This is a genomic window from Streptomyces sp. NPDC048664 (genome assembly GCF_040650555.1).
GTDB lineage: Bacteria > Actinomycetota > Actinomycetes > Streptomycetales > Streptomycetaceae > Streptomyces.
Genome location: NZ_JBEZHK010000042.1, coordinates 50,661 through 62,880, shown reverse-complemented (window position 1 = coordinate 62,880; position 12,220 = coordinate 50,661). Strand labels below are relative to the sequence as shown.

The 12,220-nt window shown below is 71.4% G+C and carries 13 protein-coding genes; 1 reads left to right on the top strand and 12 read right to left on the bottom strand.

All coding sequences use genetic code 11. From position 1 onward, the window contains the following. Positions 1-163: 163 nt before the first annotated feature. The 4 genes from AB0C59_RS32020 to AB0C59_RS32005 all read right to left on the bottom strand — a co-directional run bounded on the left by AB0C59_RS32020 (position 164) and on the right by AB0C59_RS32005 (position 5,346). A complete protein-coding gene (locus AB0C59_RS32020; protein ID WP_363010858.1) occupies positions 164-1,525 on the bottom strand; it encodes an AI-2E family transporter in 1,362 nt (453 codons plus the stop codon). 175 nt (positions 1,526-1,700) lie between these two features. Continuing rightward, positions 1,701-2,393: a transglycosylase SLT domain-containing protein gene (locus tag AB0C59_RS32015; RefSeq protein ID WP_363010856.1), complete on the bottom strand. Its 693-nt coding sequence runs from the start codon at positions 2,391-2,393 to the stop codon at positions 1,701-1,703. Between the two features lie 448 nt (positions 2,394-2,841). Further along, entirely contained in the window at positions 2,842-4,167 is a 1,326-nt protein-coding gene (locus AB0C59_RS32010; RefSeq protein WP_363010854.1) for a PhoH family protein, read from the bottom strand. A 405-nt stretch (positions 4,168-4,572) separates the two neighbouring features. Continuing rightward, complete coding sequence (locus AB0C59_RS32005) at positions 4,573-5,346, bottom strand: isoprenyl transferase (RefSeq protein ID WP_363010852.1); 774 nt, start codon at positions 5,344-5,346, stop codon at positions 4,573-4,575. 552 nt (positions 5,347-5,898) lie between these two features. Here AB0C59_RS32005 and AB0C59_RS32000 point away from each other — a divergent pair. Beyond that, complete coding sequence (locus tag AB0C59_RS32000) at positions 5,899-6,237, top strand: DUF192 domain-containing protein (protein ID WP_363010850.1); 339 nt, start codon at positions 5,899-5,901, stop codon at positions 6,235-6,237. A 202-nt stretch (positions 6,238-6,439) separates the two neighbouring features. Here the strand turns inward: AB0C59_RS32000 and AB0C59_RS31995 are convergent, their stop codons facing one another. The 8 genes from AB0C59_RS31995 to AB0C59_RS31960 form a co-directional block, all read right to left on the bottom strand. Beyond that, entirely contained in the window at positions 6,440-7,225 is a 786-nt protein-coding gene (locus AB0C59_RS31995; protein ID WP_363010848.1) for a class I SAM-dependent methyltransferase, read from the bottom strand. A gap of 71 nt (positions 7,226-7,296) precedes the next feature. Continuing rightward, entirely contained in the window at positions 7,297-7,872 is a 576-nt protein-coding gene (locus tag AB0C59_RS31990) for a dihydrofolate reductase family protein (protein WP_363010846.1), read from the bottom strand. A gap of 109 nt (positions 7,873-7,981) precedes the next feature. Continuing rightward, positions 7,982-8,608, bottom strand: a complete 627-nt coding sequence (locus AB0C59_RS31985; protein WP_363010844.1) for an OmpA family protein — start codon at positions 8,606-8,608, stop codon at positions 7,982-7,984. A gap of 6 nt (positions 8,609-8,614) precedes the next feature. Next, on the bottom strand, positions 8,615-9,205 hold the full coding sequence (locus AB0C59_RS31980; protein ID WP_363010842.1) for a hypothetical protein: 591 nt from the start codon (positions 9,203-9,205) through the stop codon (positions 8,615-8,617). 15 nt (positions 9,206-9,220) lie between these two features. Then, positions 9,221-9,811, bottom strand: a complete 591-nt coding sequence (locus AB0C59_RS31975; protein ID WP_363010868.1) for a pilus assembly protein TadG-related protein — start codon at positions 9,809-9,811, stop codon at positions 9,221-9,223. Positions 9,812-9,825: 14 nt separating this feature from the next. Further along, the gene (locus AB0C59_RS31970; RefSeq protein WP_363010866.1) at positions 9,826-10,011 is read right to left on the bottom strand and encodes a hypothetical protein; all 186 of its coding nucleotides are present in this window, start codon (positions 10,009-10,011) and stop codon (positions 9,826-9,828) included. Between the two features lie 111 nt (positions 10,012-10,122). Further along, on the bottom strand, positions 10,123-10,866 hold the full coding sequence (locus AB0C59_RS31965) for a response regulator transcription factor (RefSeq protein WP_363010840.1): 744 nt from the start codon (positions 10,864-10,866) through the stop codon (positions 10,123-10,125). Continuing rightward, positions 10,859-12,217: a histidine kinase gene (locus AB0C59_RS31960; protein WP_363010838.1), complete on the bottom strand. Its 1,359-nt coding sequence runs from the start codon at positions 12,215-12,217 to the stop codon at positions 10,859-10,861. Before AB0C59_RS31960 ends, AB0C59_RS31965 begins: the two co-directional genes overlap by 8 nt. Between the last annotated feature and the right edge of the window lie 3 nt (positions 12,218-12,220).

Here is a 12,220-nt window from a genome sequence, read left to right as displayed (position 1 = left end):
GTGCGGTGGGCCGGTACCTGTGGAGTCCCCCACGTCAGGAGGTACTTCATGTTCGTGCGCCAGCTCTGCGGGGCTCTTCTCGGCGCCGCCCCGGCTCGAGCCGGGGGACAGGCCCCTGTGGTGTGTCGCGTGCGCCCCGGTCGGGCAGGTTGTCGGGCAGGTCCTAGACGGCCGGTGTGCCGTCCAGTGTCTGATCGGGGCCGTCGGCCCCGGTGGTCCTGGGGGTGCCGTTGGTTCCGCCGGAACCGCCGGTCTCCTCCGGGCTCGTGGCGAGGGGCTCCGCGGGCAACTGCTCCGGCGCCAGGCCCAGCGCGTAGGAGCGCAGATAGCCCACCACGGTGTTCGACACCGCCACCAGCGGCACCGCCACCACCGCTCCGCCGATCCCGGCGACCATCCCGCCCGCCGTCACCGACAGCACGACCGCCAGCGGATGCACACGGACGGCGCGGCCCAGGATGAACGGCTGGAGGATGTGGCCCTCGATCTGCTGCACCGCCAGGACCACGGCCAGCGTCATGATGGCCGTGAACACGCCCTGGGTCACCAGCGCCACCACCACCGCGAGCGCGCCCGAGGCCACGGCGCCGACCAGCGGGATGAAGGAGAAGAGGAAGATGAAGACGGCGAGCGGCACGGCCATGGGCACGTTCAGGAAGTAGATGCCCAGGCCGATGAAGATCGCGTCGATCAGGGCCACTATCACCGTGCCACGGACGTAGGCCGTCAGCGTGCGCCAGGCGCGCGGGCCGGCTCCGGCCACGCCCGGCCGGGCCGCCGCGGGCACCAGCTTCAGCGTCCACTCCCAGATGCGCCGGCCGTCGTACAGCAGGAAGAGCGTCGAGAAGACCGTGAGCAGGATGCCGGTGAGCGCCTCGACGACGACCTGTACGCCTTCGAGACCCGCGGACGTGATCTGGTCGGTGTTCGCGCCGATCGCCTCGCGCAGGTTCTTCGCTATCTGGTTGATCTGCTTGTCGGTCACGTGGAAGGGGCTGTTGAGCAGCCACTTGCGCAACTCGTCGATGCCGTCCTGGATCTGGTTGGAGAGCGAGTCGATGTTCTCCATGACCTGCCAGGTCACGAACCAGCCGATGAGGCCCATGATGACGAAGCCGAGGATCGCGGTCAGCGCGGTCGCCGGCCCCCTGGGAACCCCGAGGCGCCGCAGGCGGGCCACGGTCGGCTGGAGCAGGGCGGTGATGAGCAGCGCGCAGACGAAGGCCAGCACCACCAGCTGCACGGCGCTGATGACGCGCATCAGCACCCAGACGGTGCCCGCGAGCACGAGCAGTCTCCAGCCCGCCTCGGCCGCGACCCGGACGCCCCAGGGCACCGCCTCGACGGGCTGCGGACGGGCCTTCACGTCCGGCGTGTAGGCCGGGGGCGGCGGAACGCTGACCGGCGCCGGGGACGGTGCGGGGGTGTGCTCCTTCTCGACCTCGGCGCGGCGCTCGTCGAGCCTTTCACCCACCTGGCTCAGTTGGGCACCGACCCGGGACAGCCAGCCTGGCACATGCGACATGATCCGTCCTCTTCCCCCGTGTCTCCGGATGATGCTCCCCACCACTCCCCCCTGGAGTCGTCGGCTCCGACCGTACATGGCGGGGGCATGGCGATAAAGCATCGGAGCCCCCCACCGTGAGGACGGCGGGGGGCTCCGAGGAGTCGATCGGTCGCGCTCGAGCAGGTGCGCGACGTCAGTACGAGTGGTTGACCTGCCAGTAGGACCAGGCGTCGCAGGGGCTGCCGTACCGCTCGTTCATGTAGTTGAGGCCCCACTTGATCTGTGTGGCCGGATTGGTCTGCCAGTCGGCGCCGACACTCGACATCTTCGAGCCGGGCAGCGCCTGGACGAGACCGTAGGCACCGGAGGACGCGTTGACCGCCTGGTAGTTCCAGGTGGACTCGTGGTCCACGATGTTGCTGAAGCACTGGAACTGACCCGCGCCCACGATCTGGCGCGCCATCGCCTGGATCTGCGCGACGGTGTAGGAGCCCTGGATCGGGAAGCTGGTGGTGCGCGCGGCGGAGCGGCTGGCCTCCTTGGCCTTCTCGCGTGCCTTGGCAGCGTCTTCGGCCTTCTGCGCGGCCTCCTGCTTGGCCACCGCGTCCGCGGCGGCCTGCTTGCGGGCCGCCTCCTCGGCGACCTTCTTGGCGCTCGCGTCGGCCGCGATGGCCTGTGCGTCGGCCTGCTCCGTCAGGGACGCGGTCTCCACCTGGGCCTGCTGGCCCGCGGGGAGGTCGGCGAGAAGCGTCGTGTCGCTCGCCGTTGCCTCGGCGTCACTTCCCGGCTGGCCGGTGCTGCCCGAGGCAACACCAGTGACGGCGCCTACAGCGGTGACCGCCGTGGCCGAGGCCACTGCGAATCCCCGGACCGAAATCCGGCTCACACGGTTTCCTTCCAGCGTCGCCCGCTTCGGTGACCCTGGCGGACGCAATCGTGCCCCTGACGCTGGCCTCCCAACTGCGGGGTCACGGGAGGCACGGGCCCGGTGGGCAACTCCCGGGTGGGGAGCGGCCACGTGACGCTCGGGCGGCATACGACGGCTTTATGGAGTTCTGGGTACTTCTGTACTGCCGTGCATCCCCCACCGACCTGAGGCCGTGGGAGGTACCCCGAGGGGTACAGGTGTGCCGTATGCGGGGCCTGACAGGAGTGAGACTCTGCCGCAACGGGACGGCGGGTGGCAATTCCGTGCCGAGTGTGAAAGCTCACACCTCGTTTGGCTCACGCGTTTCCTGGAAAACCCCGCACATCACAATGCCGCCCGGCTAGGCTCTTCGCCTTTGCCGGGCGGCACCAACTGACGGGTGGCTACCCCAGGTCGACCACCGGGGTCAGATCTGCCCCTCCTCCAGCATTTCGGTCACAAGGGCCGCGATCTGGGACCTCTCGGACCGGTTGAGCGTGACATGGGCGAAGAGCGGATGCCCCTTCAGCTTCTCCACGACCGCGACCACTCCGTCGTACCGCCCCACCCGCAGGTTGTCCCGCTGGGCGACGTCGTGCGTGAGGACGACACGCGAGTTCGCGCCGATCCGGGACAGAACGGTCAGCAGCACGTTCCGTTCCAGCGACTGGGCCTCGTCCACGATGACGAACGCGTCGTGCAGCGAGCGGCCCCGGATGTGGGTGAGCGGAAGGACCTCCAGCATGCCGCGCGCGGTGACCTCCTCGATGACCTCGCGGCTGGTGACCGCGGAGAGCGTGTCGAAGACCGCCTGGGCCCAGGGGCTCATCTTCTCGGCCTCGGTGCCCGGCAGATAGCCGAGTTCCTGGCCGCCGACCGCGTACAGCGGCCGGAAGACCATCACCTTCTGGTGCTGCCTGCGCTCCAGCACGGCCTCCAGGCCGGCGCACAGCGCCAGTGCCGACTTGCCGGTGCCGGCCCGGCCGCCCATGGACACGATCCCGACGTCGGGGTCCAGCAGTAGATCGAGGGCGATCCGCTGCTCGGCGCTGCGGCCCTTGATGCCGAACGCCTCCCGGTCGCCGCGCACCAGGCGGACCCCGCCGTCCGCGCCGACCCGGCCGAGGGCCTTGCCCCGCTCCGACTGGATCGTCAGACCGGTGTGCACGGGCAGCGCGGCCGCCTCGGGGACGTGGACACGCCCCTCTTCGAAGAGGAGGTCCACCTGCTCGGCGGACAGGGTCAGTTCGGACATTCCGGTCCAGCCGGAGGAGTCCGTGATCGCCAGTTCGGCGCGGTACTCCTCGGCCAGGAGACCGACCGAGGACGCCTTGATCCGCAGGGGCAGGTCCTTCGACACGACCGTGACGTCGAACCCCTCCGCCTGCAGGTTGCGGGCGACCGCGAGGATCCGGGAGTCGTTGTCCCCCAGGCGATAGCCGGTCGGCAGCACGCTGGGATCGGAGTGGTTGAGCTCGACCCTGAGGGTCCCGCCGAGGTCCCCGGTCGGGATGGGGGCGTCGAGACGGCCGTACCGCACGCGGTAGTCGTCGAGCAGGCGAAGGGCCTGCCGGGCGAAGTAGCCGAGTTCGGGATGGTGCCGCTTGGCCTCCAGCTCCGTGACCACGACCACGGGGAGCACGACTTCATGCTCCTCGAAGCGGGTCATGGCGTTCGGGTCGGCCAGCAGGACGCTGGTGTCGAGAACATAGGTGCGCCGGTCAGGCTTGCGGCGCTTCGCGCTGGTCACCACGGAAGGACGTACCCCCTCGGATGAGGTCGGGGAGCGACGGAGTGGAGTACCGGGTGACGCGGGGCGGGAGCGATCCCGACCGGTCGACGGCCGCCGTGCACGGGCCGAGAACCGGCCCTCCACTGCTTCTTCCGTGCCGAGACCGCACGGTGGGGCTGGTGCAAAGGGCCTCCCGGGCGGACGGCCCCGAGCCGTCCGCTGAGATACGACACCCGTGGTTCGGGTGTCGACCTGTCTGGCTTATTCCCTCGAACGCGCACGGCCATGCCACGGCATATGACAACACCGCGGTGAACTCCTTGTTAAGCCGCCGCGGCCCGCGTCCGTACGGGTGATGCGCGGGCGTGCGGGTGATGCTCCGCCATACGGGTGACACCCGCGCGCCGCACGGGATGTACGGGGGTGTCAGCCGCCGTAGCGGCGGTGGCGTGCCGCGTAGTCGCGCAGGGCGCGCAGGAAGTCGACCTTGCGGAAGGCCGGCCAGAAGACCTCGCAGAAGTAGTACTCGGCGTGGGCGGTCTGCCAGAGCATGAATCCGGACAGGCGCTGCTCGCCGCTGGTGCGGATCACCAGGTCGGGGTCGGGCTGGTGACTCGTGTACAGGTGTCGGCCGATCAGGTCGACGTCCACCGAGTCGGCCAGGTCGTCCATGGAGACGCCCTTGTCATGGGCGTCGAGCAGCATGGAGCGGACCGCGTCGGCGATCTCCTGGCGGCCGCCGTAGCCGATGGCGACGTTGACCAGTATTCCCTCGACGTGCGCCGTGCCCTCCTCGGCCTCCTTGAGGGCGTCCTGCATCTGCCCGGGCAGGAGGTCGCGCGCACCCACGTGGTGCACCCGCCAGCGGCCGTCGGCGGCCAGGGAGCGGACGACGTCCTCGATGATCCCGAGGAGCGGGACCAGCTCCTCCTTGGGCCGGTCGAAGTTGTCCGTCGACAGCAGCCAGAGCGTGACGACCTCGACGTCCGTCTCGGCGCACCAGCCGAGGAACTCGTGGATCTTGTCGGCGCCGGCCCGGTGGCCCTGCGCGGCGGTCGAGCCCGCCGCCTTGGCCCACCGGCGGTTGCCGTCCATGATGACGCCGATGTGCCCCGGGACCTGAGCGTGGTCCAGGTGGCCCTCCACCCGGCGTGCGTACAGCCTCACCAGCAGGCCGCGCAGCTTGTCGCGCAGGTTCACGTGATTGTCAGCCCCTCCGTGCGGATCAGACGGGTACGGGTCGGCGTGTACCCCGTCGGATGGCGGCCCCCGGACGCGAAGCCTACCTCCGCGAAACGTGGCCCCACCAAGGGGCGGACCTTCCCCCGCCGAGCGGCGGGTCCGGCGGACGGGCGGGGGCGCGTTCCGGACGGGGAAAGAAAACGGGCCGGTCCGTGGGGGGGAGACGGACCGGCCCGAGGGGGGGCTTCCACCATAACCCTTCGTGAGGGATGCTGCGTGCATCGGCGGGCCACAATTACTCTCCGAATTCGATCGGCGACGTGGCGCGGATCCCGGAACCATGGATTCAGTGCTCCCGCACGGCTGGATCACAGCCGATTCCAAGGAATCGCGGCCGAAACCAGCAGCATCCAAAGGTATTCAAGGGATGTAAGCGCCCCACCCGGACGCCTGACGACATGTCCGGGCGTACTCCCGGTGGGTGACCCGCGTCGGGAACGCTCGCTTGACGGCAGAACCGGGACCCGAAGCGGCCCCGGGCACGGGACGCCGGCGCTACCGTCTTCGGTCATGGCCGCACTCGTCGTCGGGGGAACGTCCGACCCGGTCCCGCTGGAGATCGCCCGCTCGGCGCGGGCGCGCCGACGCGGCCTGCTGGGGCGGGACGACATCGAGGGGGCGCTGCTGCTGAGCCCGGCGAGCGCCGTGCACACGCTGGGGATGCGGTTCGCCGTCGACGTGGCCTATGTGGACCGGACCTCGCGGGTCCTGGCGGTGCGCACGATGCGGCCGGGGCGGATCGGCCTGCCCCGCCTGCGGGCGCGCCATGTCCTGGAGGCGCGGGCGGGGATGCTGGAGCGGTGGGGGATACGGCCGGGGACACGCCTGACCGTGGCCGGGGACGGCTGACGGTGCGTCGGGGCGGGGGCGCGACGCCGCGCAGCCCCCTCCACTGCGCGATGCCACCGCGCAACTTTGCTCGCGCGAACTTTCTTGTACCGAAGTTACGTGGGCCGGGGGCGGGAGGCGAGCAGCCCTCGATAACGATGTGGAAACCCCGGCCGACCCGTCTCGGGATACGGACGGGCGTCTCGCAGCCCGGTCGGCCTGGTCAGGCGCGGGGCTTGCGGGCCTCGATCAGGAAGCGGCTGCTGTGGGCCACGAAGGGCCCCTCGGACCCGATCCGCTCGTGCAGCGACCGCAACCGGGCCTCGTACCGCTCCACGGTGAAGTCCGGCACCATCCACACCACCTTGCGCAGGAAGTGGACCACGGAGCCGACGTCCCGGAACTCCATGCGCAGCCGCGCCTGCTGAAGACGGGTCACCTCCAGCCCGGCGGCCTCGGCCGCGGCCCGCGCCCGGCGCGGGTCACGGGCGCCGCGCACCTCCTCCGGCTGCGGGCCGAGGAAGTACTCGACGACCTCGAACGCGCTGGCCGGACCCACCTGCTGGGAGAGGAAGGTGCCACCGGGGCGCAGGACGCGGACTGTCTCGTCCCAGGAGGTGCGCACCGGGTGCCGGCTGGTGACGAGGTCGAAGGCGGCGTCACCGAACGGCAGCGGGTCCTCCTCGCGTGCGGCGACCACCATGGCGCCGCGCGGATGGAGCAGGGCGGTGGCCCGGGCGACGTTCGGCGGCCAGCCCTCGGTCGCGACGGTGAGCGGCGCCAGCACCGGGGCGGAGGCGAGCACCTCGCCGCCGCCGGTCTGGACGTCGAGCGCGGCGGACGCGTGCGCGAGCCGGTCCGCCATCGTCCGCGCGTACCCCCACGGGGGCCGCTCCTCCGTGGCCCGGCCCCTGAACCAGGAGAAGTCCCAGCCGTCGGTGGAGGCCTCGACGGCTTCCCCGACGAGGTCCTCGTACGCCCGCGCACGACCCTGGCCCCCACCGCTCATACGGCCATGCTCCCAGGGCGGGAAGGGCGGCGCGACGGGGTTTCCCACCCGCCGGCCCCCTGGTCACCGGGTCACCCGTCGGCGGCGCGCGGGCGCTCGTAGTGCAGGAGCACGACCCCGTTGCCGAACCGCCGCGTCTCGATCAGCCGCAGCGCGGTCAGGGCGTCGCTCTCGGCGAAGAGCCGCTGGCCGCGGCCCACGAGGATCGGATGGACGTACACCCGGATCTCGTCCACCAGGTCGTGCCGCAGGAACTCGGCCGCGAGCGAGGCACCGCCCAGGGCGAGGTCGCCGCCGTCCTGCGCCTTCAGCGCGAGGATCTCGTCCATGGCGATGTCCCGGACGATGGTGGTGTGCCAGTCGGCGTGCCGCAGGGTCCGGGAGAACACCACCTTCGGCATGTTCCGCCAGATGCGGGCGAACTCGGCCATGGGGCCGGTGTGCTGCGGGTCCGCGTCGGCGGTGGGCCAGAAGCCGGCCATGAGCTCGTAGGTCACACGGCCGTTGAGGAAGGCACCCATCCGCCCCAGCACGTCGTTGAAGTGCCGGTGCAGCTCGTCGTCCACGAGGTGCCAGTCGATCTCGCGGTTGGGGCCCTCCATGTAGCCGTCCAGGGACATCGACATCATCAGGACGATCTTTCTCATGGCAGCTCCCGGGTGTGGCGCACGGCACCGACCGACTGGACGGCACGAGCATCGCGCAGCGCCGCCGCGCGGGCGGGGAGGCGGCCCCGGGAATTCGCCCCTCCCGCCCCTACGAGGAGCCGCCCCCGGCGCCTCGCGGGAACGACACCTCCACCCGGCGGTTCTTGCGGCGGCCCTCCTCGGTGGAGTTGTCGGCGATCGGGTAGTCCTCGCTGTAGCCGCGCACCTCGAAGGTGACGTCACCGCCGAGGGTCGCGGCCAGCTGGTCGTGGACCGCCTCCGCGCGCTGCTTGGACAGGACCAGGCCGTGGGCGTAGGTACCGAGGTCGTCGGTGAAGCCGAACACCCGGACGTTCGTCGCGCTCTGCTTCTTGATCTCGTCCGCGATGGCGTCGATACGGGAGCGGGCCTCGGGGTTCAGCCGCGCGCTGTCCTTGGCGAACAGCACCTCGGCCTGGAGCGCGAAGGTCACGGTCTGGTTGGTGTCCTCCCGGCGCTCCTCACCGCCGAGATCCTCCACGACGGACTTGATGTCCAGCACCCTGGCCGGCGCGAGCGTCGCCCCGTCGGCGAGCTTCAGCCCCGGGCTGGAGGGGTCCACGGAGGGCGGCGGCGGGGTGGTGATTGTTCCGGGGGGTGCGCTGGGGGTGGGCCCGGCGGCGGCCCGGGGGGCGGTGGGGAGGGTGAGCAGGGCCAGCAGGCAGAGGGTGGCGGCGAGACGGGGAGCGGGGCGCATCGCGGGTCATCCCTCGGAGAGGTCGATGGAGGCCGGCGGCATGGCGCCGACCTCGAAGTCGAGGTGGGTGGTGGACTGCGGGGGGGCGGGGAACTGGGCGAACCACTGCGTGGTCGCGCCGTTCCTCACGCCTCCCGTGAACTGTGTGCACAGGCAGCGGCCCGAGGTGTCACGAAGAATGAGGTACTTCTTCTTGCCCTTCTGGTCGATCAGGCTGGCACCGGCGACAGATCCGCCGTTCCTCGCCAGTTCCTGCTCGTCCCCGCGCCAGTCCGCCGCGACCCAGAGGGTTCCCGTGTCGTTGGTGACCGTTCCCTCGACTGTCACGAAGCCTCCGCCGTCCCGCTTGGCGGAGGTGACGCTCAGGGTGAGTCCGTTCTCGCCTTTGACCTCGGCCAGGACGGGGGCCGCCTGAGGGTCCTGTGACTCCTGCCGGGCGCTGCCGCTGCTCCGCGCCGGAGCGGGGGAAGCCGGGGTCTTCTCACCCTGCTTGTCGCCGCCTCCCAGACCACAACCGGCGGCCATGAAGAGCAGCCCGCTCGTGATCGCGACCGCGCTCAGCGCCCTGCCGCCCTTCATGATGCGCCGCAAGTCCATCGGTACAGCTTCCTCTCACTTGGCCAGGTGTACGGAGAACAGCACGGACGCGTCAGGCAACTCACCCGATGCGACATGTTCGGGGTCGATGTCGATGGGCTGCCCGCCACAGTCCAACCGCACGGACTTCTTGGGGTCGGCGTCCGTCGCGAAGGTGCAGCGGGGTTGGATCACCGCGACGGCGGTGGCCGTGGCATGCCGCGACTCCGTGCCAGGAATGATCGACTTGCCGACGGTGTAGCGGGTCTCGATCGACACCTCGTATCCCGGATAGCCGCCCGCCTCGGTCGGTACGGCACCGCCCCGCACGCTCGCGTCGTTCTCGGCGGCCAGCCGGTCGGCCGCGGCCGTGGCTCCCGTGCCCTGAAAGCGCTCGCCCTTCAGCCAGTCCAGCCAGTGGTCGTCATGGCCGACGGCCCCCTGGAGACCGGTCATCAACTCGTCCCGGGAGTCCTGCGCGGCGGCCAACGCCGCAGCGTCCGCCGCGGACTGAGCACCATTGCGGGCGGACGCTGCCTGAGCGAAGACGAAGAAGGCGAACGCGGCGAACAGCAGGATCCCCGTCAGCCAGATGTACAGAGGGAGGGTCTGCCCGCGATCGCCCAGCCGATTCGAGGTGGTCAGCCACCACCGATGACGTTGTCCACGGCCCGCATGATCGCTCCGGAGATGGCGCCGTCCAGGCCCAGGCCGTCGATCATCGTGAAGATCCCCGCAATGATGATCATCAGCCCCGCGTACTCCACGAACCCCGCCCCCGCGTCCCCCCGCATCCGCGAAGCGACCCAGTGCCTCACCCTCGTCATCACGGCTCCCGCCCTTCCGCTTCCTGCGGCTGTCAGCAACCCGAGCACCGTACGTGAGGTGGTACTCACCGCGAGTGGGCCCAGGGGCCCAACTTGGCCGACGCGACGGTGTCATCGTCCCCACCCCTCCCGGGCCGTGCCCAGCCAGTACGCGATGGCTTCGCTGCGCGAGGAACTGTGCAGTTTCGCGAAGATGCGATTGATGTGGTTCTTGACGGTCTTCTCGCTGATGAAGCAGACGGCGGCGATCTGCCGGTTGTTCATGCCGGACGCGATGAGATCCATGACCTCCACCTCCCTGGAGCTGAGCCCGAACTCCAGCCACCCCGCGACGCGTCGGCGCGCTCCCGCCGCCGGGGCGGGACGTGCCCTCGGCGACTGTGCCACATCATGTTGCACATGCGAATACGGATCGCCCGGTTCGTAGGAAGCACCGATCGAGGACGAGACAACGGGGCCCCGCCGCCCCCTCCCCCGACTCACCTCCCGCACGGCGGCGACCAGTTCGGCGGTCGTGAAGTCACCGTGCACCAGGTAGCCGGAGGCTCCGCGGCGCAGCGCCCGGGCCGCCACCTCGGGTTCCCTGCTGTAGGTCAGCATCAGCACGGGTGCCAGGCGGGCGAGCGCGGGCAGCGCGGTCAGGCCGTCCGTGCCGGGCATGCGGACGTCCAGGAGGATGGCGTCGGGGCGGTGCCGGGCGGCGTACGCCAGCGCCTGGGCGCCGTCCGCCGCGTCCGCGACGACCTCGATGTCGCGGTGCGCCGCGAGCAGGGCGGTCAGGCCGGCCCGTACGACCGGGTTGTCGTCGGCCACCAGAACGCGCCGGATCGGGCCGGGGAGTGCCTGGTCAGGCATGTGCGGCCTCCTCTTGGGGGGTGTGGGGTGCGGTCGCGGGCAGGGGCATGCGCAGCAGGATCCGGGCGCCGCCGAGCGGGGAACGGCCCAGGCTGAGGCCGCCACCCAGGGACGTGGCGCGCTCCACCATGCCGAGCAGCCCGAAGTGGCCGGATGTCGCCAGGCGTTCGGGGGCGGTGTCCGGGGGCAGGCCGGCGCCGTCGTCGTCGATGCCGAGGGTCAGGGACACGTCGCCGGACGTGTCTCCCACCGCGCCGCCGACGGTGCCGAGTTCGAGGCGCACGCGGGTGGCGCGCGCGTGGCGATGGGTGTTCTCCAGGGCCTCCGCGACGATCGCGAGGACGCTGTGCGCCGCCCGGCGGGACAGGAGCAGCGGGGTTCGCGGTCGTGCCAGTTCGGTCGCGATGCCCGTGCGGGTGGCGAACTCGGAGGTCAGGGAGTCCAGTTCGGTGCACAGGTCCAGGCGGGCCGGCGCCGTGCGTGCGGGGTGCCTGAGGTCGCCCAGCAGTTCCCTGCACTGCGCGGCGGCCCGGCGTGCGGCCCCGGCCACCAGGGCCGACTGGCGGCGGACGGTCTCAGGGTCGCTGTCGCCGTCCGAGGCGGCGAGGGCGTCGGCCGCGAGGGCGAGGCCGTGCAGGGTCTTGGCCACCGAGTCGTGCATCTCGCGGGCGAGCCGGACGCGTTCGTCCTCCACGGCGGCGTTCGCCGCGAGGCGTGCGTGCGCCTGAGCCAGGGCCTCGCTCGCCGTGCCGAAGCGGAACAGCAGATTGCGCAGGGTGACCCCGATGACGCCCGCGGCGGCGCAGAACCCGGCGACGAGCAGGGTGCTGGTGCCGGCGCCCGGGCGGTGCTCCCAGGCGCGGAAGCCCGTGAGGACGACGGCCAGTTGGAGTCCGGTGAGGACGCCCGCGCCGCGCCAGCCGTAGAGCAGTCCGGACAGCAGCGGGGTGCAGACCGTGGCGTAGGCGAGCGGGGAGGCGGGAGAGGCGGTCAGCAGGAGGGTGGCGCCGAGGAGCAGGTCGAGCGCCATCAGCGCGGGGTGCGCCAGCAGGCGCGGGCCGATCCGCTCCCAGTCCCGCAGCAGGGCGTACGACGTCATGACGCAGAGCACCGCCGCCGCGAGGACCGCGTAGCGGGGGGCGCCGTGGGAGGTGTGGGCCAGGGCGAAGGGCGCCCCGACCACCACCATGGCCAGGCGTACGGCGACGGTCTGCCGGCACAGCGACTGCAGCGCGCCCAGTTGGAGGCGGACGCCGGCCGGGGGCGGGGCGTCGTCGGCCAGGTACCCGGCGGGGCCCTGCGGGCTCCCGGCGGGCGGCGTGGGGGGCGGGGGGCGGTGGCCGCTCGTCATCGG